The sequence below is a fragment of the Pantoea sp. JK genome (genome assembly GCF_026130245.1).
In the GTDB taxonomy this organism is placed as follows: domain Bacteria; phylum Pseudomonadota; class Gammaproteobacteria; order Enterobacterales; family Enterobacteriaceae; genus Pantoea; species Pantoea trifolii.
Genome location: NZ_JAINFN010000002.1, coordinates 76939 through 101114, shown reverse-complemented (window position 1 = coordinate 101114; position 24176 = coordinate 76939). Strand labels below are relative to the sequence as shown.

At 55.8% G+C, this 24176-nt stretch carries 20 protein-coding genes; 1 reads left to right on the top strand and 19 read right to left on the bottom strand.

From position 1 onward, the window contains the following. Positions 1 to 135: 135 nt before the first annotated feature. The 18 genes from PanJK_RS04950 to putP form a co-directional block, all read right to left on the bottom strand. Positions 136 to 537 carry a putative T6SS immunity periplasmic lipoprotein gene (locus PanJK_RS04950; protein ID WP_414858936.1) on the bottom strand — a complete coding sequence of 134 codons (402 nt, stop codon included), beginning with the start codon at positions 535 to 537 and terminating at the stop codon, positions 136 to 138. Positions 538 to 678: 141 nt separating this feature from the next. Continuing rightward, on the bottom strand, positions 679 to 1128 hold the full coding sequence (locus PanJK_RS04945) for a putative T6SS immunity periplasmic lipoprotein (protein ID WP_265297656.1): 450 nt from the start codon (positions 1126 to 1128) through the stop codon (positions 679 to 681). A gap of 52 nt (positions 1129 to 1180) precedes the next feature. After that, complete coding sequence (locus tag PanJK_RS04940) at positions 1181 to 1618, bottom strand: putative T6SS immunity periplasmic lipoprotein (RefSeq protein WP_265297654.1); 438 nt, start codon at positions 1616 to 1618, stop codon at positions 1181 to 1183. Next, a complete protein-coding gene (locus PanJK_RS04935; protein WP_265297652.1) occupies positions 1612 to 2169 on the bottom strand; it encodes a type IV secretion protein Rhs in 558 nt (185 codons plus the stop codon). The genes PanJK_RS04940 and PanJK_RS04935 overlap by 7 nt, the downstream gene beginning before the upstream one ends. Positions 2170 to 2254: 85 nt before the next feature. After that, positions 2255 to 2683 carry an inner membrane protein YiaA gene (gene yiaA / locus PanJK_RS04930; RefSeq protein ID WP_265297650.1) on the bottom strand — a complete coding sequence of 143 codons (429 nt, stop codon included), beginning with the start codon at positions 2681 to 2683 and terminating at the stop codon, positions 2255 to 2257. Positions 2684 to 2715: 32 nt separating this feature from the next. Next, on the bottom strand, positions 2716 to 5316 hold the full coding sequence (gene tssH, locus PanJK_RS04925; RefSeq protein WP_265297648.1) for a type VI secretion system ATPase TssH: 2601 nt from the start codon (positions 5314 to 5316) through the stop codon (positions 2716 to 2718). Between the two features lie 265 nt (positions 5317 to 5581). Further along, on the bottom strand, positions 5582 to 6073 hold the full coding sequence (gene hcp / locus PanJK_RS04920) for a type VI secretion system effector Hcp (RefSeq protein WP_064741351.1): 492 nt from the start codon (positions 6071 to 6073) through the stop codon (positions 5582 to 5584). A gap of 3 nt (positions 6074 to 6076) precedes the next feature. After that, on the bottom strand, positions 6077 to 7600 hold the full coding sequence (locus PanJK_RS04915) for an OmpA family protein (RefSeq protein ID WP_414858935.1): 1524 nt from the start codon (positions 7598 to 7600) through the stop codon (positions 6077 to 6079). A gap of 134 nt (positions 7601 to 7734) precedes the next feature. Beyond that, entirely contained in the window at positions 7735 to 8388 is a 654-nt protein-coding gene (tssL, locus tag PanJK_RS04910) for a type VI secretion system protein TssL, short form (protein ID WP_265297640.1), read from the bottom strand. Further along, entirely contained in the window at positions 8385 to 9722 is a 1338-nt protein-coding gene (tssK, locus tag PanJK_RS04905) for a type VI secretion system baseplate subunit TssK (protein WP_265297638.1), read from the bottom strand. The genes tssL and tssK overlap by 4 nt, the downstream gene beginning before the upstream one ends. 15 nt (positions 9723 to 9737) lie before the next feature. Then, positions 9738 to 11285 carry a type VI secretion system contractile sheath large subunit gene (tssC, locus tag PanJK_RS04900; RefSeq protein ID WP_265297636.1) on the bottom strand — a complete coding sequence of 516 codons (1548 nt, stop codon included), beginning with the start codon at positions 11283 to 11285 and terminating at the stop codon, positions 9738 to 9740. Between the two features lie 29 nt (positions 11286 to 11314). Beyond that, positions 11315 to 11812, bottom strand: a complete 498-nt coding sequence (gene tssB / locus PanJK_RS04895; protein WP_265297634.1) for a type VI secretion system contractile sheath small subunit — start codon at positions 11810 to 11812, stop codon at positions 11315 to 11317. Positions 11813 to 12180: 368 nt separating this feature from the next. Then, positions 12181 to 12969: a phosphate starvation-inducible protein PhoH gene (gene phoH / locus PanJK_RS04890; RefSeq protein WP_008105319.1), complete on the bottom strand. Its 789-nt coding sequence runs from the start codon at positions 12967 to 12969 to the stop codon at positions 12181 to 12183. A 72-nt stretch (positions 12970 to 13041) separates the two neighbouring features. Continuing rightward, positions 13042 to 13245, bottom strand: a complete 204-nt coding sequence (locus PanJK_RS04885; protein ID WP_061718478.1) for a hypothetical protein — start codon at positions 13243 to 13245, stop codon at positions 13042 to 13044. Positions 13246 to 13542: 297 nt separating this feature from the next. Then, complete coding sequence (efeB, locus tag PanJK_RS04880) at positions 13543 to 14820, bottom strand: iron uptake transporter deferrochelatase/peroxidase subunit (protein ID WP_265297627.1); 1278 nt, start codon at positions 14818 to 14820, stop codon at positions 13543 to 13545. A 2-nt stretch (positions 14821 to 14822) separates the two neighbouring features. After that, entirely contained in the window at positions 14823 to 15941 is a 1119-nt protein-coding gene (gene efeO, locus PanJK_RS04875; RefSeq protein ID WP_256696724.1) for an iron uptake system protein EfeO, read from the bottom strand. 54 nt (positions 15942 to 15995) lie between these two features. Then, entirely contained in the window at positions 15996 to 16829 is an 834-nt protein-coding gene (gene efeU, locus PanJK_RS04870) for an iron uptake transporter permease EfeU (protein ID WP_256696725.1), read from the bottom strand. A 220-nt stretch (positions 16830 to 17049) separates the two neighbouring features. Beyond that, positions 17050 to 18534, bottom strand: coding sequence for a sodium/proline symporter PutP (putP, locus tag PanJK_RS04865; RefSeq protein WP_256696726.1), 1485 nt, complete (start codon positions 18532 to 18534; stop codon positions 17050 to 17052). Positions 18535 to 18980: 446 nt separating this feature from the next. Here putP and putA point away from each other — a divergent pair, with 446 nt between their 5' ends. Continuing rightward, positions 18981 to 22925, top strand: coding sequence for a trifunctional transcriptional regulator/proline dehydrogenase/L-glutamate gamma-semialdehyde dehydrogenase (gene putA, locus PanJK_RS04860; RefSeq protein WP_265297622.1), 3945 nt, complete (start codon positions 18981 to 18983; stop codon positions 22923 to 22925). Between the two features lie 39 nt (positions 22926 to 22964). Here the strand turns inward: putA and PanJK_RS04855 are convergent, their stop codons facing one another. Next, complete coding sequence (locus PanJK_RS04855; RefSeq protein WP_265297619.1) at positions 22965 to 24047, bottom strand: acyltransferase family protein; 1083 nt, start codon at positions 24045 to 24047, stop codon at positions 22965 to 22967. Positions 24048 to 24176: the final 129 nt, after the last annotated feature.

Here is a 24176-nt window from a genome sequence, read left to right as displayed (position 1 = left end):
GGCCACAACGTCTCTATCACTGGTGGGGACGTTGAAGACTTTCTCTAGGCTTTATTAGCGTTTTTTTGACAGCGGCTGGATAGATTGTCGTGGATGCTATTACGAGACCGCATTTCACGAATAGTTAACTTTGATTTAGAAATTATTCCCGAGGTAATGCGTAATTTCATTTTCCTGCAGTGGGATGTTTTTAACCTGCTGCCCATTAATTTGGATGGCATTTGAAAACACCCTCGAATCTTGATGCTTTTTAATCGGCTTCAAACTGAATCTCACGACATATTCTCCATCACTAAACCTGTCAATTACTGACTTGCAAAGACAGATAAACCGCCCGTCCTTTAAGTTAGTATTATTGGACATTAAAGATTGTCTATCATCTTCATGCCCCCTTCTGAATATACTCATGGATTTTAGCGTGTAGTCGCTGGCTCCTTGCACTTCAAAGCATGCTGCATTTTCTCTTTGAGTGATATTCGCCGTTTCTGAAAACGTCACCTTATCGCCAAGGCAGCTAGTGAGAAAGACGGAACTCATTATCAGAGTGAAGGAAAACCCTGTTTTATAAAACAGATGACATTTCATCATGATTATCTTAGCGTCATATTTAGTATTTGCCTTACCATTAAAACACTTATCTTGGTGGTTATTTTAGGCGCCAGCTACACACCGATTAAATTATTGATAGCTTCGCGCCATTTCAATATTATGTAACTGAAAGCTACCCACGTTTCCATTAACCACTTTAACAGCAACGACAAAGCTTCTAATCGAATCAAAACCCCCGCCGTTTTTAAGAATAAATTTAACTATATATTCTTTTCCTTCAACAGGCGAAAACTCATCCGGGGAAAGACATAGCATGCCATTTGAGATTTCAACGTCCCTGACAATCCTGTTTTTTTGCTCTGTTCGCGGAGTATATCTCAGATTAACTGACAGATAAGTTGGGATATATCCTTCTGCATTTTTTATGGGAAAGCAAACATCATTTCCTTTATGTACTGCTTTCGTTGTTTCATCGCACCATCCTCTGTCCCCCGAGCCCGGACATCCGCTAAGAAATACAGAACTTATGATCAAAGTAGAAATGACTATATTTCTATTATAAAAACCACGATCAATCATTTTAACTCACTGAGCGATAAAATTCTTAATCCTTAGATAACTCAAAAACAGATCATTCAGAAATAAAAGAGGGAAGATAATCGGAGTTATATAACTTTAAATTTAAAACCCTCCCATCTATAACCATTATGGATGCGACTTTTCTAAAGGCAGGGAGTTTCGTTGAGGTTGAAAGCAAAGTGTAATGAATGGTATATGCAGTATTTTCTACCATAGGCCACTGTGATGATGAAAGACAACGCTTAGTATTCACTGCTAACAACTCACTTCCCGCGTACGTTTTCCTTAATCCTGAACCATCCTTTTTTTTTATAGAAATGATGCTCAAATAATACGAATCATTTTGGGGAGTGCTAATACAAAGCATATCCTTAACCAGAATAATATTTGTATCACGCTTAAACCCAACCTGTTCTTCTCCCAAAGTACATCCGATCAGAAATAAGCATGTGAGTAAGCTAATAAAATAGTTTTGTAAATGCTTCACCATGGAAACCCTCTAAGAGCTACTTTATATGCTGCACTGGCTTCAGTCTCACTCATAGCCTTGATTAATTTAACGTAATTATACATTCTAAATTGATTCCAGCGGTCAAATCCCCATTCGGAGAGAATGTAGTTATCAGCAATAATCTGAGCTTGCTGTTCCATCGGGTATTCACTCAATAACCGACCATCAAGGTCATAGGTGTAATCAGCCATAAAACTGACCACTCCCCGGCAGATGACACACATGCCTCTTTCACGTTGCCAGACATGACTGAGTTCATGAATAAATACATGCATGTCAGCGATATCACTCTGTAATAGGTCAGAGAAATCAGCCCTGTATAGCGCGGTTCTGTAATATATTTCACCATTTGGTGTCATGGCGACGCGCTCATGCTGTAGGCCAAAAGGCAAATAACTGTCATGATGGATCCAGACCTTGCCGTAAGAGATCTTCTCGCCAAACACCTTTTTGGCAAGTTGTATTTCACCTGCGGTCATCAAGCGCAGGCTCCCCTCTTTAATAGCCGCTTTTCTAGCTTTATCTGTCATGCTTACTCACCCAAAATCATTACACCGCCCTCCTGGCGTCAACGTTCTCCCGCCACCGCGACGGCAGCGGGAGAGTCCGGGAATATCAGGCCTGAGGTTCCGCCGGCGTTTCATCCACGCCGCTGCTCACGCTGTCACGGGTGTTTTTCTGTACCGCTACAGCACCGAATAACGCCATGAAAAATGACACGCCGTAAAAGCCTTTTTCGCTCGGCATCAGCGTTGCATTCCACAGCCCAGCAACCAGCAACACCACGGCAATAGTGAAGGCCAATAGGCAAACCATGTGATAAAGGTGTGTAGTCGGAATACCTTCCAAACGGTCGCGTACGGTTTTTTGCAGCGAAACCGCCGCGAACAGTCCGAGGATCAGCACCGCGAAGTAATAGCCTTTTTCATTCAGCTCCATCTCCGCGCGCCACAGGCCCGCCAGATAAACCAGCGTGCAGCCAAGCATGGCAATCCAGGAAATCGCGATAAAGGCAGGTGAAACGGGGATATTTTGAGTTTTCATACACACTCCTTGTTATTAAAAACGTCACGTGTTCAGAAGATAAAGCTCACTTCACCCTCTTCATTGGTATCCAGCGTCAGGCTATTGCCTAAGGTGCCGCTGGCGCGGTGCTGCAAAATCATCTGGCTCAGCACCGGCAGAATCTGCTGATTGAGCAGGCTGTCGACGTTGCGCGCGCCGGTGTCCGGCAGCAGGCAGGCGTTGGTGAGCATCTCGTGCAGACCTTCGCCAATGCTGGTGCGGATGCCGTAATGACGCTGCAGACGTTTGCTGACCTGGCTGAGCTTCATTTCCACGATGATGCGCATCGCGTCGCGCGCCAGCGGGCGGTAAATCACCGTCTGGAAGCGCGCCAGCAGCGCGGGCTGGAAGTGGTCGCGCAGGATCGGGCGCAGGCACTCCTGCAGTTCGGATTCGCTCGCGTCCGGGGTTTCGTCCAGCAGCTGCATCAGCGCGTCGCTGCCGAGATTCGAGGTCATCAGGATCACGGTGTTACGGAAGTCGATTTCGCGCCCTTCGCCGTCGCGCATAAATCCACGGTCAAACACCTGATAAAACAGGTTAATCACGTCGCGATGCGCCTTTTCCACCTCGTCGAGCAGCACCACGCTGTACGGGCGCTTGCGCACCGCTTCGGTGAGGATGCCGCCCTGGCCGTAGCCGACGTAGCCCGGCGGCGAGCCTTTGAGCTGGGAAACGGTGTGCGCTTCCTGATATTCGCTGAGGTTGATGGTAATCCGCGACTTATCGCCGCCGTACAGCAAATCCGCCAGCGCCAGCGCGGTTTCGGTTTTGCCGGTGCCGCTGGTGCCGACCAGCAGGAACACGCCCTGCGGGCCATTTTCCGAGGTGAGTCCGGTTTTCGAGGCGCGCAGGCGCTGGGCGATGGCGTTAAGCGCCGCGTCCTGCCCGACCACGCGGGTGGCGAGCTGGTTTTCCAGCGTCAGAAGTTCGGCCTGCTCGTCCTTCATCAGCGACGACAGCGGCACGCCGGTCCAGTCGGCAATCACGCCCGCCACGATGCGCGCGTCCACGTCGGCGGTGAGCAGAGGCTCGCCGGGCTGCAGCGCGTCGAGGTCAGTCTGGAGTTGTGCGATGGCGCTGCGCTGGCTGGCATCTTTGCGATCTTCCAGCATCTGTTGCATCAGCGACTGCACGATGCCGTAGCGCTGCTCCAGCGCCTCCAGCTCTTCATCGGTTACCGCAATCAGGCCGGCGATTTCGGCCAGTCGTTCCTGCGAGATAGCGCCACCTAGCGCCTCATCATCAAGGATGGCGCGCTGCTCAATGTTCAACGCGTCCAGCTTCGCTCTTAAACGGGTAATCGCTTCCGGCGTGGTGTCCTGGCTCATGCGCACGCGCGCGGCGGCGGTGTCGAGCAGGTCAACCGCCTTGTCCGGCAACTGGCGGCCGGTAAGGTAGCGGCGCGACAGCGTGACGGCGGCGCGCACCGCCGCGTCGGTGATGTGTACACCGTGATGTTCAGCGTAGCGCGACTTGAGGCCGCGCAGCATCAGGCACGCGGTATCGTCGTCCGGCTCGTCGACTTTCACCATCTGGAAGCGGCGCTCCAGCGCAGCGTCTTTCTCAAAATATTGTTTGTATTCGCTCCACGTGGTGGCCGCGATGGTGCGCAGTTCGCCGCGTGCCAGCGCCGGTTTCAGCAGGTTGGCTGCGTCGGCGCCACCCGCTGCGTTGCCTGCGCCGATGATGGTGTGCGCCTCGTCGATAAACAGCAGCACCGGATGCGGCGCGTTTTGCACATCGGTGATGATATTTTTCAGGCGCTGCTCGAACTCGCCCTTCACGCCCGCCCCCGCCTGCAGCATGCCAAGGTCGAGCGTATGCACGCTCACCGGCTTCAAACTGTCCGGCACGTTGCCTTCGGCGATACGCAGCGCCAGCCCTTCGACCAGCGCGGTTTTGCCGACACCCGGCTCGCCGACCAGAATCGGGTTGTTCTTGCGGCGGCGCGACAGGATATCGACCATCTGGCGGATTTCGTTGTCGCGGCCAAACACCGGGTCGATTTTTCCGCTACGCGCGTCACTGGTGACGTCGCGGGTGAAACGAGTTAGAGCTTCGGTTGATGCAGCTTTGGCTTCGCCTGCGGGAGCTTTCTCGATAGTGCTGATCGGCATCTCCGGCGGCTCCGCTTCCGCACGCTCGTCGGACTGTGCTTCGAGCATCGGCTGTAAACGCCCCAACTGGCTCATGCGCAAACTCAGCAGCGGCCACAGACCTTCGCACTGCGCAAGTTTTGGCTGCTCAGACAGCGCCATAAGCAGGTGGATACTGCGGATTTGTGGGGAATTATCAGATGCGGAGGCCATCAGCCACGCCTGCTTCAGTAGCGCTTCAAGAGAAGCTGAAAGCTGCGGACGCCCGCGCACCGCGCGTGGCTGCCGGTCGAGAAACGCCAGCAAATCCTGCCAGATGGCGTCCATATCCCACTCGTAGCGGCGCGCGATGACGGTGATGTCGCCCTCGCCCTGCTCCAGCAGCTTGAGCAGCCAGTGTTCCGGCTGGATTTCTGTGTGCGCGCGGGTCTGGCATAGCGACGCGGCGGCTTCCAGCGCCTGAGCGCAGAACGGGTTGAGGCGGCGCAGAAGCGCGGCTGACTGACTGTCCATAGCAAAATTCTCCTGATTGGGGGCACGCTACCGCCCGTCGCCGTGTACCGATGCGCATAAGGTCAGCAGGTCTGAGGTGGAAATGACTTGTGGTTTCACCCGTCGGGGATGAAATCACCAGGCATCTGGCGTGGTGGGTATTAAGGTCGCCATGAATGGCGACCCTACGATCCGCCGGGTGTAAAAATCCCGGCCCGGCGGAGGTATTACGCTAAATAGTTCGTGTCGCAGCCAACGCACCTGCGGCGCGAGATATGACGCGTAATCAGGCGGTGGCGCGTTCGTTCCAGGAATCGGAATGAATGATGTTGCCGTCTTTATATGTCCAGGTGATTTTTTCGTAGCGCAGCTCGATCTGCTCCAGATGGTTGTGTTTCTCTTTCGACGGGTCCTTAACGTCGTGCATCACCGGATTGACCTTCACCACCTTCACGTTCTCAAGCTTGGTGTTGAAGTACTCCACTTCCTGGCCGGCGTCGCTGATGCGATACCACTTGAACTCGGCAGACTTCAGCGTCTGGCCGGTGGTGACCGCCTTGTAAAGGTACGGGCTGGACGAGTCGATTTCCTTGGTGAACAGGAACGGCGTGTGAATACGCGTGCCGGTCAGCTTGCCGGTGTTGTTGTCGGTCGGGATGTACAGGTTATGTTGCTGTGCCACCACTTCGATGCTGCCTTCACGGTCCTGCACGTCCACCGATCCCTTGATGTCCGCACCGCCGTCGTCCTTCAGCCACAGATAAACCGGAATTGCCATGTGTTACTCCTTTTCTTCATGATTGCCGTCACCATCCTGTGATGACGGAGGGATTGCGTCCGCTGCCTGGCAGGCGTCGGCCTGCGGCACCAGACTGATTTCAACGCGCCGGTTGGCCGCGCGGCCTTCCGGCGTGTCGTTGCTCATAATCGGGCGGCTCTGACCGAAGCCCTGCACCGCGAAGCAGCTTTCGTCTACGTCGCCGGTGTCGCGCATCCAGTCGCGCACGGATTCGGCGCGCTTCAGCGAGAGGCGCTGGTTCAGCGCCGGATTGCCGCTATCGTCGGTATAACCCGCAACCACAATCAGCCAGCCCGGCTTCGCCTTGATGCCGACCAGCGCGTTGACCAGCACTTTGGTGGAGCCGGTTTTCAGGTCAGATTTACCGGAGTCAAAAAGCGACAGGCTGTCGAGGCGCACGGTCTTCGGCCCTTCAACAATCTGCTGGATAACCGGCGGCGGAGGCGGCGGAGGCGCCCAGCTGTTGATGGCGGCGTCGACCGACGCGAACAGGCGCATGCCCTGATACAGTCCCAGGCCAAGGCGAAGCGGTTCACCGCCGCGCTGCCAGCCATCAAGCAGTGTGCGATCGGCGATTAACTGCGCGCGCGCGTGAACCTTCGGCTCTGCCGGTTCACCAGACAGGTGTGCCCACAGCGTCAGATGGTCACCAATAGTGCGGATTAGCCGCTGGTTGTTAAGGAACGATGCCAGCAGCGCCAGCGCCAGAAACACCGCCACAATCATGCCCGCCGCGCGCGCCAGCCTCAGGCATCGGCTGACGCCCTGCCTGCGCGGCAAGCCAGCCAGCAGCGCATCCGGCAATGGCAGCGCGACATCGGTGCCTGCGGGTGCATAAGGCAGCGTGGTCAGCCCAGTAAGATGCTGCTCCCACAGGTTGTCCACCAGCGCCGTTACCGGCGTCAGGCAAATCCCGGCGCGGCATGGCTTCATCTGCGTCAGTGGCGTAAGGTGCTTTTCCTGCCACATCAGCAGACTGTCCAGCCACTGCATTTGCACCAGGCGCGACGGCTGCTCCCGGAACCATTCAGTCAGCGGCATCGTATCGTTGCCGGCGATGCACGCCTGCAGCGCCCCCTGGCCCGGCGTGATGCTGAACCATTCTGCTTCGTGGTTCGGGTGTGATACCCAGCATGCAGTCCACAGCGGTGGCGCGCACTTCAGCACGCGACGGCACTGCAGCAGCGCACGCTGCCAGCCGTGAAAGTGGGAAGTAAAGTCTTCAGCAGACGTGTGCTGCTCCGGCACCACTGTCAGCAACAGCGAGACCTGTGGCAGCAGAGCCGGACGCTGAGTGGTGATGTAGTCGGCCATCGCAGTCAACTGTTCTGGCGCATCAACCGGCAGATACCAGCCCTGCACGGTTTCACGCGGCTGATTGCCGGAGAACAGCGATGCACTGTCGCCACACACCAGCACTACCGCACCGCGAAAATCTTCAGGCGGCAGACGATCATCGGCCACAGCGATTTCCACATAACGCTGGCGTGCCTGCCGCCATAGCATCAGCCCGGCGACCAGCAACACCAGCAGGCACAGCGCCGCCGCAGTAATGCCCGAAAGCGGCCAGAAGCCGAGGATCAGCCACAATGTAAGCAACGCGGCCAGCACGATCAGGGCGAAGTTGCCGATCCCGCTTCTCACTTGTTCATCCCCGCAATGCCGGACACCATCTGAGCCAGCCAGCCGTCGAGGACGAACCACAGGCTGCCAAGCAGCACGGCGACGACCACCCAGCTCATCCAGTAAAAACGGCGACCTGTGCGCATGCCTGCCGGACGCACCACCAGCGGCGCATCCTGCGCCAGGGCAAACGGTGGCACACGCGTCGCCAACTCGCGCACCACGTCCTCGCGGCGTTCATCATCCTGCTCGCGGTAATGACCAACAAAACCCAGTTGTAACGTGCGATACAGACAGGTCAGCACCGTCTCGTCCGCAGCGGGTTCGCGCAGCAATTCGCGAATACGTTCCCACAACGCCTCGCCACCGTTAAGCGAGTTAAAGAAACGCACCTGCAGCGGGTCACGGCTCCAGCGCAGCCAGCCGTCATCCTGCTGACCGCGGTTCAACACCGCTTCGTCCAGCAACACACAAAAGGCGTACAGCATGTGGTCGCGATTGGCTTCGCTAAAACCCGCCTCCGTCAGCGCCTGGCGGGCATCGTTCACCCAGCCGGTAGCGCGACGATAGAGCGCATCGCCATTGTCAATCTGCTGACCGCAGCGTAGCTGGCTGACCATTAGCCAGCCGGCAAAGAAAAGGCGCTCGGTCAGCGCGTTATTGCTGTTCATGAGCGCAGTACCGCATAGAGTTCAAGTTTCAATTCGCCCAGCGATTCCGGGGTGTAGAAGGTGCAGCCACCGGAATCGAGCATGGCGCGCGCTGCCGCTGTTGACAGGTCTAGCGCAAAGTACTGATTTTCCAGACGCAGCGGGATGGCGGCAGGCACATGCGGCAGCGGGCGGATGGTCATGCCGCTGAGCGCGATGTTGACCACCTCCGACACGTCGTCATGGCTGCCTGCTTTACACAGCAGCGGGAAGCGGCTCTGCAGCTCGTGGTTTGGCAGTGTGGAGCGCACCGACAGATAAAAATCTGCCCCTTCGCGCAGCCGCGCGTCGTGGAATCGCCCCTTCCACAGCACGCCTTCACGGCTTAGGTCGATGGAGATGACGCGCGATGGCAGGCTGGCTTCCAGCAAAGAATCCAGCAGCGAAAACAGCGGCGGAAACACCTGCTCCGGCGCGTCGTGCCGATAAGCCGGGATATTTCCGGCATCGTGTTCGAGAGAGAAAGTCAGCAGGCCGCCAGCCAGGCGCGCCAGCTCGCGGTACAGCAGTTCCGGATGACGGGTTGGTGACTGGAACAACTCCAGCAGCACCGGCTCGGCGCTGTTCAGTGCGTTGAGCAGCCAGAACAGCGAGACGTCGGCGACAGCAAAATCGGCCATGCGCTCGTTGCTCTCGCGCCGCAGCGCCATCAGTCGCTGACGGCGGGCACTCAGACGATGTAGCAGGTCACCCAGCGCTGTCAGCACCGCCGGACTGGCCGACAGCGACAACATTGGTGGAATAAATGACGCATCGCGTGTCCACTGTCCCTGCGCGTTACGCACAAGGCGCGCCACCGGACAGGTGAGATACGCGCCGTTTTCCTGATTCGCAAGACGCAGACGCAGAGCAAAACGCTGCACGGCAATGCCGGTGCGCTCCTGCCCCGCCAGCTCCTGCACCTCTTCACGACCGGCCACCCAGCGGCGCGGACGTTCGCTGTCGCTGCCGTCGTCGAGATTACCGCCATTGGCGCTCAGCAACGGCAAAGCCAGCACCACTTCAACCTGTTCCTGGCCGGCTGCAACGGACAGGTCGCAGGCCGGTGGCAGGTTGTCGGAGAGCGCGGTGTCCGTCAGCGTTCCGTCGGGAAAGCGCACCGTCAGGCGGGTGGCGTTGAGATGTGACAGCGCCAGCGCGCCATCGTCAAATTCCGCATGGACCACGCCCCACGGATGCGCCAGGCCCATACGCGCCACTGTGTCGGCGACGTGAGCGTCCCACAACGACTGCTGCTGAAACTGCTGCGGCGTCAGAAACGCCCCGTCTTCCCATAACGGTCGGTAGATTTTCATCGCGCCTCCTGCGCCTTAAGCCTTGGCCTTCGGCATCTGAGATACCAGCGACAGGTTCACGTCCATGCCTTCCACCTGGAAGTGCGGGATGGCGAACAGCTTGACGCGGAAGAAGCCCGGGTTGTCTTCGATGTCTTCCACCAGCACTTTCGCATCGCGCAGAGGGTGCGAGGATTGCAGCTCGTCGCCCGGATCGGTCATCTCGGTCACCAGCGTGCGCACCCAAGTGTTGAGTTCCAGCTCCAGCAGGCGGCGATCTTTGGTGGTGCCGATGTTTTCACGCTGGATCAGCTTCAGGTAGTGCGCGATACGCGACAGCAGGAAGATGTACGGCAGACGCGCGTTGATGCGGCTGTTGGCCGTCGCATCAGCGGTGTCGTATAGCGCCGGTTTCTGCGTTGAGTTAGCCGAGAAGAAGCAGGCGTAATCGCGGTTCTTGTAATACGAAAGCGGGATGAAGCCGAGGTTAGCGAACTCAAACTCGCGGGTTTCCGGAATCATCACTTCAGACGGGATTTTCACCTGATTGCCGGTGCCCAAATCGTACAGGTGGATCGGCAGATCCTGCACCGCACCACCGGCCTGCGGGCCACGAATTTGAACGCACCAGCCGTTGCTGATAAAGCTCTGCACCATGTTGGCAGCGAAGGCGAACGAGGCGTTGGTCCACAGGTATTTATCATGGTCCGGGCCTTTCACCTCTTCGATGTAGTTGAAGCTGCGCACCGGCACGGTATCCGGGCCATACGGCAAACGACCGAGCACACGCGGCATGGTCAGGCCGATGTAGCGTGAGTCATCGGTGTCACGGAATGACTTCCACTTGATGTATTCGGCGCGGTCAAAGTAGTTGCCGATGTCTTTAATCGCCGCCACTTCTTCCATTGAGTCCTTGAGGAAAAACTGTGGGCCGACCGAACCGATAAACGGCATGTGTGCAGAAGCAGCCACTTTCGACAGGTTGCGCAGCAGCGCCACGTCCTGCGCCGAGGCATCAAATACGTAAGCCGAAATCACCGCGCCAATCGGCTCGCCGCCCGGCGTGTCGTATTCGGCAACATAGGTTTGCAGATAGAGGCCGCTCTGAATGATTTCCGGCGAGTCTTCAAAGTCCTGACGCAGGTCGTCTTTCGACACGTCCAGCACTTCGATTTTCACGTTCTGGCGGAAGTCGGTTTTATCCACCAGCGACTTCAGGCCGCGCCATGCGGATTCCACTTTTTGGAACTCGTCGTGATGCATTACAGCATCCAGCTGGCGGCTGATCTGGCGATCCAGCTCGGCGATGTGATGATCCAGCAGGTTTTTATCCAGCTTTTCCACTTTCGCGCCGCTGATTTTCAGACGCGTCAGGAATACCTGCATCGCAGCGGTGACGCGCTCGTCGGCGGTGGCATCAGACATCGCCTGATTGTCCTGCCAGACGTTGAGATCACTCAGCTCTGACACCGGGTTGAGGTTGATTTTTTCAAACAGCGACGCGTAGACGCCGCCCGCAGCGGGGCGATCCAGCACGGTGGTTTCACCGGCGGTACGGCTTTCATTATGAACTGACATCAGCATTCTCTCTCTATAGTCCGTTACGGGGATGATCAGGCTTGATCGGTGGCTAACGCAGACAGCTCGCTGCGCAGTTCGTCGCTGAGTGCCGGGTCTTTCAGGATGGCTTCCAGCTCTTTGCGGAAGGTGACGTTATCCAGCAGGTTGGATTTGAGGTCGCGCAGCAGATTGCGCATCGCCAGCATGGCGCGCAGCTGAGGGATTTGGCGGGCAACCTGCTCCGGCTCGAAGTCTTTCATGTCGCGGAAGTTCAGCGCCACGTTCTCTTCGCTGCCGTCGCCGGCCAGGGTATTTGGCACGGCAAAGGTCACCGCAGGCGCGATATCGGCCAGCACGCTGTTGAAATTGTTTTTGTTAACGTTGATTTTTTCGCGTTCAGACAGCGGGCGGTCTTCCGCGCCGTTGCTGAAATCGCCGGTCACCAGCAGTTTGAGTGGCAGCTCGGTCTTCTTCGCCGCCCCACCTGTGTGCAGGTCGAGTTTTAGATTGATACGGGCTTTGGGGATTTCATTCTGGTAAGAGTTGCTCATGTTTACTCCTTGTAAAAATGGCGTGGAAAGCACGCGTAGGCACACTTTCCCTGTGTGTTACCGCGCGAATATATAGCTGTAATTTTAGGAAGGCAATAAAGCGAGATGATCTTTTCTGTCTGATTTATATAGGAAATTTCTTATGATTTGAGTTAAGCCCCTGATGCACCCTGATAAAGTGACTAGGATTGTTCTTAAAATTATTTTTGACCTGGAGTGTCATTTATTACCAGAGATACTTTTACAGGTATCAATAATACAATGGCGCTAATTGTTACCGCAGGGGGATGGTGTCGAGCCGAGGAGGTACACAATAAAAAACCCGGCGCGCGCCGGGTTTTACTTAAGCTACATTCTCAATCAAACGGTTAACTGTAAGCGTGCAGCGTGCGTTGGCACAGCGCTGAACGGACGCAATCCTCTTTGCCGAAACGCACTACACCAATCATTTCATCCTCTTCAAAGCGCGCTAACGCATCGGCGAGGCCAGATTTGGCATGGGACGGCAGGTCGCACTGGGTGATATCGCCGTTGACGATAACCGTCACGTTTTCCCCCAGGCGAGTCAGGAACATCTTCATCTGTGCGGCGGTGACGTTTTGTGCCTCATCAAGGATCACCACCGCATTTTCAAAGGTACGTCCACGCATGTAGGCGAAGGGCGCGATCTCTACCTTGGCAATTTCGGGCCGCAGGCAGTATTGCATAAAGGAAGCGCCGAGACGTTTAACCAGAACGTCGTATACCGGTCGGAAATAAGGCGCGAATTTCTCGGAAATGTCTCCGGGGAGGAAACCGAGATCTTCATCCGCCTGCAGAACCGGGCGCGTAACGATAATCCTTTCGATATCCTTATTGATCAGGGCCTCAGCCGCTTTGGCTGCGCTAATCCAGGTTTTTCCGCAGCCGGCTTCACCGGTGGCGAAAATAAGCTGTTTCGTTTCTATGGCATGGAGATAGTGTGCCTGAGCTTCATTTCTGGCTTCAATCGGCCCGCGGTCACGTGCATCACGTGCCATACCAATCGAATCCAACCCACCCATTTGCACCAGCGAAGTGACCGATTCTTCTTCACGCTGACGGTGACTGCGAGAGTCGCTACGAATAACGCGTCTTGCTTCACGACGTGCTTTGATCACTGCTTTCTGTCTTCCCATAGTGGCACCTTACAGTTGGTTTCATTTATCGCGGCGGATCACCCGCGGCGATGACTTGAACGCTTTAGAGGTTTAGTTGGCTTCCTTGTAAGCCGTGTCGAGCCAGTGAGAATGGTACGCATCAGCGCCGAGACGCAGGCGCGCACCGGTAAAGAAAATGAGATTGAACGAGAATGACGTTTGAAAAGTAGAGAGGTTATTTAGCAGGGAAGAAATGCCCCGCAGTGTACTGCGTGTGTTGAAACTATTTAACTGTCCCAGAGAGAGACGAATCATGCGCGAACTCCAGTGGCTTAGCCACACAACTGACAACGCTTATGAATAAAGTGCATCATATTTACGGTGGTTTGCAACATTAATTTTACGTCCCGGTAAAGAAAAAAAGATAAGCGAAGCCTGAGGTCTTTTACCTTAAATTAAATTATGTAGATTTATCAGATGGATATTTTATTGGCGGGTGGTAGAACTTTTTAGGAACATTCGGAAGCGGCTGCATCCAGCGTAAAGTTTAAGGAATGTTTAACAAACGCGCCTGCGTATCGCTAGCCTACGCAGGCGCTGCTCATTTATTAATCAGGCCTGCAGTAAAGATTGCCCGAGATAATGGTTTTTATCCGCCACGCCCGGCAGCGCGAAAAAGTATCCGCCGCCAATCGGGCGAATATATTCTTCCAGCGCTTCGCCATTGAGGCGCTGCTGCACGGTAATAAAGCCTTTGGCTAAATCATGCTGATAACAAACAAACAATAAACCCATATCCAACTGGCCCGATCCGGTAATACCGCTGGAATAGCTGTAACCGCGCCGCAGCATCAAGCTGCTATCGGTTTGCGCCGTACGTGGGTTGGCGAGACGAATATGTGCATCCAGCGCAATCAAGTCACCATCGGGATCTTTGCTGTAATCCGGTACGTCATGCTCGTTTTTCATGCCGAGCGGCGCACCCGATAACTTCTCACGGCCAAAGATGGTTTGCTGCTCACCGAGCGGCGTGCGGTCCCACATTTCGACATGAAAACGGATGATGCGCACTGCCTGATAGCTGCCGCCACGCGTCCATGCCGGTTCCTGCTGCTCGTCGGTAACCCACAACAGCTGGTTCATCAACGCTGGATTATGCGTATCAGGATTGGCGGTGCCATCTTTGAATCCCAACAGGTTGATTGGCGTTTCTTTGCCGTTGCTGCGCGCCGCATGGTCGGCAATAAAGCCGTCGCGACGCCAGCGCACCGCCAGCAGATCTGGCGTACGTTTGATGATATCGCGCAGCGCGTGAATCACCGTGTCCTGCGTGTTGGCGCAAATCTGTAGCAGCAGGTCGCCGTGGCACTGTTCAGCATCCAGCGAATCGTTGGGAAAACGCGTCATGGTTTGCAGTTGCACCGGCTTGTGCTTGCTCAGGCCGAAGCGCTCATCAAACAGCGAGGTGCCCACCGACAAGGTCATGGTGAGATTATCGGGTGCGATATCGGCACCGAGAATTCCCGAATCCATTGGCGGCAACTGCGGATTGGTGACTGCAGGCGCGGGTCCACCTTGCGTGAGAAACGCGAAGCGCTCGGTCAGTAAGCGGAACAGGCGTTCAAGCTCGGCTTTATCGCTGGCCAGCACGTCAAACGCCACCAGCATCATCGAGGCCTGCTGCGGCGTCACGATCCCGGCTTGATGATCGCCGTAAAAAGGTTGCGCCTGCTGGCGCGAATTGGGTGCAACCGTGCCGGGAGAGAAGCTGTCGGCGGCTGCCGTGTGGAACGGACAACCGCCGCCGAGGGCGGCCGCGCCGCCCAACATGCCTAATCCCTGCAATAATCGACGACGCGACGGCTGCGCCGCGTCATTTTTATCACTCATGATCAGTCGAGACCCAAGGTTCCACGCAGCAGAGAGAGATCTTCCGCCAGCGTGGTAATCGGGCCTTTCAGCGCGTTACGGTCAGCGGTGGTCAGTTTTTCGTACGACTCAAAGCCGTCTTTGGTGCGATATTTGCTGAGGATCCCGTCCACTTTCCTGAAGTTGGCATCCACTTTCGCCAGCAGCTGCGGATTGTTTTTCTGCAGCAGCGGACGCAGCAGATCAACAATTTTCTGCGCGCCATCAATGTTGGCCTGGAAGTCAGAGAGATCGGTACGGCTGTAACGGTCTTCTTCACCCGAGATTTTGCTGGAGGCCACTTCTTCAATCAGACCGGCCGCGCCGCCGACCACTTTCGCCGGTGGGAACGCCAGTTCGCTGATGCGGGTTTGCAGATCCAGCACGTCCTGGTTCAGTTTAGTGGCGAACTCTTCGGCACCTTTGGTGGTGTTATCGGCGAACAGGATTTTTTCCAGGCGATGGAAACCAGTGAATTTCGGATCTTCGTTTTTCTTCTCGAAGTCATCTTCACGGGCATCAATGCTGCCATCGAGGTCAGAGAACAACTCCGCGATCGGTTCGATACGCTCGTAATGCACGCGCGTTGGCGCATACAAGGCTTTGGCTTTCTCGACATCACCGGCTTTCACCGCATCAGTAAACGCCTGGGTGCCCGCCACCAGCGCTTTCACTTCGTTCATCACGTAGACTTTGTAGTCGGCGATAGGGCCAACCAGTTCCAGCACATCCGGTTTGCCGGATGCCGCTTTCTTCGCGTCACCGCTGACGACCAACTTGCCTTTCGGGTTGCTCAGCAGGCCGCAGGTCATGTCATATTCGCCCGCTTCCAGATTGGCGGTCAGTTTCTGGCTGAAGCCTGGCGCGATGTTTTCACGCTCTTCCACCACCATCACTCCTTTCAAAATCTCCCACTCCAGCGCTTTCTGGCTGTTGTTTTTGATGATGAACTGGGTTTTACCGGCCTGCACGTTGAGCGACATCGGCTCACATTGTTTGTCGGTCACAGTAACCGTGACTTGCGGGACGGCAGCAGCAGAAGCGGCACCGGAAAGCGCCAGCATAGCAACCAACAGCGCCTTACGGCGGAAGCGAATCGTCATAGTGATATCCCTGTTACATGGAAGAACAGGCGCGCAATCGCGCCTGATTTAATTTCAGCGAGTGGTACGCGCCGCGTTGATCGAAGGTCGCGCCGGGAAGAAGAACAGCAGTAGCGCTGGAATAATATAGATGAGCCACATCGCCACTTCGCTGACGCTTGGCGCTTCCTGATAGCCCAAAATCCCTTCCAGCAGCGTGCCGAATACCGAGTGCGTTGAGAGCGTGTTGCTCATATCAAACGCCACAGCCTGGAAGTGATTCCACAACCCAGCTTCATGGAAGGCGCGAATGGCACCGGCGGCCAATCCGGCAGCAACAAACAAAATGAACAAGCTGGTCCAGCGGAAAAAGTGCGCGAGGTTGAGGCGAATACCGCCGTAATAGAGCAAAAAGCCCAGCGCTACAGCGGTTGCCAGGCCGAGCACCGCGCCGAGCGGCGGCGCATACCCGACATCCTGAGTGAAGGCGGCCAGCAGGAAGAATACTGATTCCAGCCCTTCACGCGCCACCGCCAGAAACACCATCAGCACCAGCGGAAAGCCGCTGCTACCCTGCTTCTGCAGCGCCTGATCAACCGACTTTTCCAGCGTGGCTTTGATATTGCGCGAGACTTTGCGCATCCAGAACACCATCGAGGTCAGGATCACCACGGCAATCACCGCGACAATGCCTTCGAACAGCTCCTGCTGTTTTTGCGGGAACTCACCGGTGGTTTCATTGATGAAGATGCCCAACGCTAAGCAGAGTGCGGCAGCAATAAATACGCCAGCCCACATGGCGGGAAACCATTGGGTGCGCTGGGTACGTTTGAGATAGCTAGCAATCAGGCTGACGATGAGCGCTGCTTCCAGACCTTCGCGCAGCATGATGAGAAAGGGAACGAACATCACCAACCTCTTGAATTTTAAGAAGAGTAAAGCTTGGGTAAAAAAACGTAAAGTGCGAACGATATCGATTATCATTATCGCAAGAAGAAATACAAGTCACAGCGGGAAATTAATTTTGATTTTGCGGGTTGGTGAAGGGGTTTTGTAAGGTGCGCATTGATGCGCACCTGGGTTTTTAGCGATGTCGGAATGAGGTCGCCATGAATGGCGACCCTACGGGTTATTTGCTCTGATATTCGGCTTCGGCTGCGGCAAAACGCTGCTGCGCGGCTTCAGATGGGCCACGACCCAGCAGGCTGAACACCACAATTGCGATACTGGCAAAGGCGAAGCCAGGAATGATTTCGTACAAATCGGTGTAGCCGTAGGATTTCCACAGCAACACGGTCAGCGCACCCACCACCATACCGGCCAGCGCACCATTGCGCGTCATACGCTTCCAGCACACGCCGAACAACACCACCGGACCGAATGCGGCACCGAAGCCCGCCCACGCATAGCTGACTAAGCCGAGTACGCGGTTTTCCGGATTGGCCGCCAGCGCGATAGCGATCAACGCAATCAGCAGCACCATTAAGCGCCCTACCCACACCAGCTCTTTTTGGCTGGCATTTTTGCGCAGGAAGCCTTTATACAAGTCTTCGGTCAGGGCACTGGAGCACACCAGCAGCTGACAGCTCAGCGTAGACATCACCGCCGCCAGAATCGCAGAGAGTAAGATTCCGGCAATCCACGGGTTGAACAGAATACGCGCCAGCTCAATAAACACGCGCTCGCCGTTCTGGCTTACGTTAGCCGCCTGCTCTGGATGGTTCTGGAAATAAGCGATACCAAAAAAGCCGACGGCAACCGCACCCGCCAGACACAGGATCATCCAGATCATGCCGATGCGACGCGCAGTGCGGATGGTGTGATGCGAATCGGCTGCCATAAAGCGCGCCAGAATATGCGGCTGGCCAAAGTAGCCGAGGCCCCAACCGAGCAGCGAAATCACCGCGACAAAGTTCAGCCCTTTCAGCATGTCGAGATTCTCAAGGCTTTTCGCCTCAATCACCGCCATCGATTCATCCAGGCCACCGACCGCGACAATCACAATCACCGGCGTCAGAATCAGCGCGAAAATCATCAGGCTGGCTTGCACGGTATCGGTCCAGCTCACCGCGAGGAAACCGCCCACCAGCGTATACAGAATGGTGGCTGCGGCACCGGCCCACAGCGCGGTCTGGTAATCCATGCCAAAGGTGCTTTCAAACAGACGCGCACCGGCGACCACGCCAGAAGCGCAATAGATAGTGAAGAAGATCAGAATCACCACCGCCGAGATAACGCGCAGCAGTTTGCTGTTGTCCTCGAAACGGCTGGAGAAGAAGTCTGGCAGGGTTAACGCATTGTCGTGATGCTCGGTCTGGACACGCAGACGTCCCGCAACGATGCGCCAGTTCAGCCATGCGCCAATAATCAGGCCGATGGCGATCCAGCTTTCTGAAATACCAGAAAGGAAAATCGCGCCCGGCAAGCCCATCAATAACCAGCCGCTCATATCGGACGCACCGGCAGACAACGCGGTGACCACGCTACCTAAACTGCGTCCGCCGAGAATGTAGTCGTCAAAACTTTTGGTTGAACGGTAAGCAATGAAACCGATTAACACCATCCCAAGGATATAAACGATAAAGGTCACCAACATCGGTGTACTTATACTCATCTGACTCTCCACTTATTATTTGATCCACTAAGAGAAATCTTCTAATCATTGCTGCCGGAACGGGGCAACGGCATGATTTGACCGCATCCAGAGAAAGCGATTTCTCTTAAGGCGCGGTATCCTGCCGCAAAGGTGCGGCGCGCACAATGCATTTAACACAGCTGTCACATTGGTTTCACCTCACTTCGTATTTCATCTGTCATAAGGTTGCACGCGCTCACACTTTGAGTTGCACCTTAAACCCTACAAAAACTGTTTTGTTCATCTCAGTTGCAACCTTGGCGAGTTTCTTGCAGCAAGTTCCATGCCGCTTTTACAGCATTAACATTTAAGGCGGTTAAAAACGTGCAACCTGAGTCACATTTAACACGGTTGCACAAAGTTGCAACATAGGTGATATTGCTGCCACGCAAGCGATGAATCACTTTTTCGAGGACGAGGACATCATGGGAACCACTACCATGGGGGTGAAGCTGGATGAAGCCACCCGCGATCGCATTAAACTGGCAGCACAGAAACTGGACCGCACATCACACTGGCTGATCAAGCAGGCGATTTTTAACTATCTGGAGCAGCTGGAAGCCGGTGAATCCGTGCCGGAGATCCCGCAACAGGTAATCGATGCGCTGGGTGATGAAGGCCTGCCAGAAGAGTCACTGCAGCCTTTCCTCGACTTCGCAGAACATATTTTGCCGCAGTCGGTAACGCGTTCAGCGATCACTGCCGCATGGCGTCGTCCTGAGACCGACGCCGTACCGATGCTGCTGGAGCAGGCGCGTCTCCCTGCCCCGCTGGCAGAGAAAACCCATCAGCTGGCTTACAGCCTCGCCGACAAGTTGCGGCACCAGAAAGGTGCAACCGGCCGCGCGGGCATGGTGCAAAGCTTGCTGCAGGAGTTCTCGCTCTCCTCACAGGAAGGTGTGGCGCTAATGTGTCTGGCGGAGGCGTTGCTGCGTATTCCGGATAAGCCAACGCGTGATGCGCTGATCCGCGACAAGATCAGCAACGGCAACTGGCAGTCGCATCTCGGCCGCAGCCCATCGATGTTTGTCAACGCCGCCACCTGGGGCTTGCTGTTTACCGGCCGTCTGGTCTCCACCCACAACGAAGCTAACCTGTCACGTTCGCTCAATCGCATTATCGGCAAGAGCGGCGAACCGCTAATCCGTAAAGGCGTGGATATGGCGATGCGCCTGATGGGCGAACAGTTTGTTACCGGTGAAACCATCGCTGAAGCGCTGGCGAATGCGCGCAAACTGGAAGAGAAAGGTTTCCGTTACTCTTACGACATGCTGGGCGAAGCGGCGCTGACCGCCAGCGATGCCAAAGCCTATTTGGTGTCCTACCAGCAGGCGATTCACGCCATCGGCAAGGCGTCGAATGGTCGCGGTATTTATGAAGGTCCGGGCATCTCGATTAAACTGTCGGCGCTGCATCCGCGCTACAGCCGCGCGCAGTATGAACGCGTGATGGACGAGCTTTATCCCATTCTCAAATCCCTGACGCTGCTGGCGCGCTCGTACGACATCGGTATCAACATTGATGCGGAAGAAGCCGACCGCCTTGAGCTGTCGCTCGATCTGCTGGAAAAACTCTGCTTCGAGCCGGAGCTGGAAGGCTGGAACGGCATTGGCTTTGTGATTCAGGCGTATCAAAAGCGCTGTCCGTTTGTGATTGATTCGCTGATCGACCTGGCGCAGCGCAGCCGTCGCCGCCTGATGATCCGCCTGGTGAAAGGCGCGTATTGGGACAGCGAAATCAAGCGCGCGCAGATTGATGGCCTGGAAGGCTATCCGGTTTACACCCGCAAGGTGTACACCGACATCTCTTATCTGGCCTGCGCACGCAAACTGCTGGCGGTGCCGAACCTGATTTATCCGCAGTTTGCTACCCACAACGCGCACACGCTGGCAGCGATCTATCAGCTGGCGGGCAACAACTACTATCCGGGCCAGTACGAATTCCAGTGCCTGCACGGCATGGGCGAACCGCTGTACGAGCAGGTTGTCGGTAAAGTGGCCGATGGCAAACTGAATCGTCCGTGCCGTATTTATGCGCCGGTTGGCACCCACGAAACGCTGCTGGCGTATCTGGTGCGTCGTCTGCTGGAGAACGGTGCCAATACCTCGTTCGTTAACCGCATCGCCGATAACACCTTGCCGCTGGATGAGCTGGTCGCCGATCCAGTGGCTGCCGTGGAGAAGATGGGCGTCGCGGAAGGTGCGGTGGGTTTACCGCATCCGAAAATCCCGCTGCCGCGCGATCTGTATGGTGCCAAGCGCGCCAACTCCGCTGGTCTGGATATGGCCAACGAACATCGTCTGGCGTCACTCTCCAGCGCCCTGCTTAACAGCGCCAGCCAGCCGTGGATTGCTCAGCCGCTGGTGGAAGGTGAATTAGGTGAAGGCGTCAGCCGTCCAGTGCTCAACCCTGCCGCGCCAGCGGATGTGGTGGGCAGCGTGCGTGAAGCCACCGAAGCCGAAGTGTCAGATGCGCTGGATGCGGCGGTGAATGCCGGTCCAATCTGGTTCGCCACGCCGCCGCAGGAACGTGCCGCGATTCTGGAACGTGCTGCCGAAGCGATGGAAGGCCAGATGCAGCAGCTGATTGGCTTGCTGGTGCGTGAAGCCGGTAAAACCTACAACAACGCCATCGCCGAAGTGCGTGAAGCGGTCGATTTCCTTTACTACTACGCGGGCATGGTACGCGACGATTTCGATAACGAAACCCATCGCCCGCTGGGTCCGGTGGTGTGCATTAGCCCGTGGAACTTCCCGCTGGCAATCTTTGCCGGACAAGTTGCCGCTGCGCTGGCAGCCGGTAACAGCGTACTGGCGAAACCGGCGGAGCAAACTCCGCTAATCGCTGCGCAAGCGGTGCAAATTCTGCTGGATGCTGGCGTACCGAAAGGTGTGCTGCAACTGTTGCCGGGCCAGGGCGAAACCGTGGGCGCGCAACTGACTGGCGACGAACGCGTGCGCGGTGTGATGTTTACCGGTTCAACGGCGGTAGCAACGCTGCTGCAGCGCAATCTGGCCGGTCGTCTTGATCCTCAGGGTCGTCCAACGCCGCTGATCGCCGAAACCGGCGGCATGAACGCGATGATCGTGGATTCCTCGGCGCTCACCGAACAGGTGGTTGTCGATATCGTTGCCTCAGCGTTTGATAGCGCCGGTCAACGCTGCTCGGCGCTGCGTCTGCTGTGCATCCAGGATGATGTGGCCGATCACACCTTGAAAATGCTGCGTGGCGCGATGGCGGAGTGCCGCATGGGCAACCCGGAACGTCTCTCGACTGACATAGGCCCAGTGATTGATGCCGAAGCCAAAGCCAATATCGAGCGTCATATTCAGGCGCTGCGTAATAAGGGCTTCAAGGTGTATCAGGCGGCGCAGGAGAATCCGCAGGACACCAAAGAGTGGAACAGCGGCACCTTCATTAAGCCAACGCTGATTGAGCTGGATCAGGTCAGCGATCTCGATAAAGAGGTGTTTGGTCCGGTGCTACACGTAGTGCGTTTCTCGCGTAACAACTTGCCGCAGCTGGTTGAGCAGATTAACGCGTCGGGTTATGGCCTGACGCTCGGCGTGCATACGCGTATCGATGAAACTATCGCGCAGGTTACGGCGACCGCTAAAGTCGGCAACCTTTACGTGAACCGCAATATGGTGGGTGCGGTGGTTGGCGTGCAGCCGTTCGGCGGCGAAGGTTTGTCGGGTACCGGTCCGAAAGCCGGTGGCCCGCTCTATCTTTATCGCCTGCTGGCCAATCGTCCCGATGGCGCGCTGCGTATTACCTTTGATCGTCAGGATGCCGAGCGTCCGGTTGACAGTACGGTGCGTGCCGAGTTGATGCGTGCGCATCAGGCCTTGCAGCAATGGGCGCAGGATAAGCCCGAGCTGCTGGCGCTGTGTCAACGTTACGACGAACTGGCTCAGGCCGGTACGGTGCGTCTGTTGCCGGGCCCAACCGGCGAGCGCAACACCTTCACCCTGCTGCCGCGTGAACATGTGTTGTGCATTGCCGATAACGCGGAAGATGCGCTGACGCAGTTGGCGGCGGTAACCAGCGTCGGCAGCCATGCCCTCTGGCAGGATGATGAGTTGCATCGTGCGCTGCGTAAATCTTTACCGGCGGAAGTGCAAGCGCACGTCAAGCTGGTGAAGGATGCACTGGCGGCGGAATTTGATGCTGTGATTTATCACGGTGATGCCGATCAACTGCGGAGTTTGTGTGAGCAGGTGGCGGCACGCGATGGCGCGATTGTTTCGGTGCAGGGCTTTGCGCGCGGCGAAACCAATCTGCTGCTGGAACGTTTGCTGATTGAGCGTTCACTGAGCGTCAATACCGCCGCAGCGGGCGGTAATGCGAGTTTGATGACCATCGGTTAACAGTAACAACGTAGGGTCGCCATTTATGGCGACCTTTTTTCACGCCGCAGACTTATTCCGCTTTAACCCAATCAACGTTGGAAACACAAACAGCGACTGCCCCAATCCACGATTGGTCACTTGCCACACCGCAACCGAACACAGCGAACAGATCCCGACGATCGCCAGCGGATAGAAGCAGGCCCACAATATCGAGAACCACGCTTGCTCAAACAGGTGATGACGCTGGGCGAACAGAATCGCTGACATACCGAAGAACTCAATGAAGATGCGGTGTATCACGTAGATTTGCAGCGTGTTACGCCCAACCCAGTTAAGATAACTCATTTTGAAGTGTGCATTGAGCCAGCGGCACGCCGCCACGCTGAACAGCACCGCAAGGATGCACAGGAACAAACTCTTATCCAACCCAAAGATGACGTGCAGGCCAGATACCGCGGCCAGGATCGCCCAGGGCACAATGTTGTCGCGACGCCATTCACTGAGACGCAGCATCATTGGGCTCCAGAACGCCCCCAGCAGGAAGAACAGGAAATACTGCGCCACGCTCTGTGGTCCCCAATAGGGAATGATCTTCTCCACCGCCAGATAGTTCAGCGCAATTGCCACTACCAGCAACGCCACTTTCTGCTGTTTAAAGATCTTGGCGCACAGGAAATAGAGCGCTAAGCCGTAGAGATACCAGGAGGTGCTCATGGCGAGGAACGTGAGCTTTAAGAATTCCAGCAGCGAACCGGCATACGCCGCATTGAGGTTCTGCGAAATACGCTGTCCGGTGATCTCGGTTGAGATGCCAACAATCGACCACCACTGAATAAAGCCCCAAAGAATATAGAGATAGAACAGGTTGGTGATGCGGCTGGTAAACACCTGTTTCCACGGCCGATTTAAAATACCGTTGGTGGCTAATAAACCCGATACAAAGAAAAACGCTGGCATACGCAGCGGCGACAATACGGTATTAAACTGCACCCATATTTCTGCGGGGATCCAACCCGCCGTCAATAATTTAACCGTACCTTCGAATCCAGGTAATACGGTGTGATACAACACCACCAGTAATATGCAGGCTCCCTTGAGGGTATTTATCCATGCGATATCTTCTTTCCTGGCGTTATTCATATGATGACTCCCGCTGCTGTTGCTGTGTAGGTCTTAAAGGAGAAGGTTGAGGAAATAAGCGTTGATGCATTTATGATTATTCAACGATTATTCAACAGGCGGGCCGGGCATGATGTAGCGAAAGTCCTA

Coding starts and splice junctions, on each gene's coding strand:
- PanJK_RS04950 (WP_414858936.1), bottom strand. CDS start 537: ATGAGTTCCGTCTTTCTCACTAGCTGCCTTGGCGATAAGGTGACGTTT.
- PanJK_RS04945 (WP_265297656.1), bottom strand. CDS start 1,128: ATGATTGATCGTGGTTTTTATAATAGAAATATAGTCATTTCTACTTTG.
- PanJK_RS04940 (WP_265297654.1), bottom strand. CDS start 1,618: ATGGTGAAGCATTTACAAAACTATTTTATTAGCTTACTCACATGCTTA.
- PanJK_RS04935 (WP_265297652.1), bottom strand. CDS start 2,169: ATGACAGATAAAGCTAGAAAAGCGGCTATTAAAGAGGGGAGCCTGCGC.
- yiaA (WP_265297650.1), bottom strand. CDS start 2,683: ATGAAAACTCAAAATATCCCCGTTTCACCTGCCTTTATCGCGATTTCC.
- tssH (WP_265297648.1), bottom strand. CDS start 5,316: ATGGACAGTCAGTCAGCCGCGCTTCTGCGCCGCCTCAACCCGTTCTGC.
- hcp (WP_064741351.1), bottom strand. CDS start 6,073: ATGGCAATTCCGGTTTATCTGTGGCTGAAGGACGACGGCGGTGCGGAC.
- PanJK_RS04915 (WP_414858935.1), bottom strand. CDS start 7,600: ATGCTATGGCGGCAGGCACGCCAGCGTTATGTGGAAATCGCTGTGGCC.
- tssL (WP_265297640.1), bottom strand. CDS start 8,388: ATGAACAGCAATAACGCGCTGACCGAGCGCCTTTTCTTTGCCGGCTGG.
- tssK (WP_265297638.1), bottom strand. CDS start 9,722: ATGAAAATCTACCGACCGTTATGGGAAGACGGGGCGTTTCTGACGCCG.
- tssC (WP_265297636.1), bottom strand. CDS start 11,285: ATGCTGATGTCAGTTCATAATGAAAGCCGTACCGCCGGTGAAACCACC.
- tssB (WP_265297634.1), bottom strand. CDS start 11,812: ATGAGCAACTCTTACCAGAATGAAATCCCCAAAGCCCGTATCAATCTA.
- phoH (WP_008105319.1), bottom strand. CDS start 12,969: ATGGGAAGACAGAAAGCAGTGATCAAAGCACGTCGTGAAGCAAGACGC.
- PanJK_RS04885 (WP_061718478.1), bottom strand. CDS start 13,245: ATGATTCGTCTCTCTCTGGGACAGTTAAATAGTTTCAACACACGCAGT.
- efeB (WP_265297627.1), bottom strand. CDS start 14,820: ATGAGTGATAAAAATGACGCGGCGCAGCCGTCGCGTCGTCGATTATTG.
- efeO (WP_256696724.1), bottom strand. CDS start 15,941: ATGACGATTCGCTTCCGCCGTAAGGCGCTGTTGGTTGCTATGCTGGCG.
- efeU (WP_256696725.1), bottom strand. CDS start 16,829: ATGTTCGTTCCCTTTCTCATCATGCTGCGCGAAGGTCTGGAAGCAGCG.
- putP (WP_256696726.1), bottom strand. CDS start 18,534: ATGAGTATAAGTACACCGATGTTGGTGACCTTTATCGTTTATATCCTT.
- putA (WP_265297622.1), top strand. CDS start 18,981: ATGGGAACCACTACCATGGGGGTGAAGCTGGATGAAGCCACCCGCGAT.
- PanJK_RS04855 (WP_265297619.1), bottom strand. CDS start 24,047: ATGAATAACGCCAGGAAAGAAGATATCGCATGGATAAATACCCTCAAG.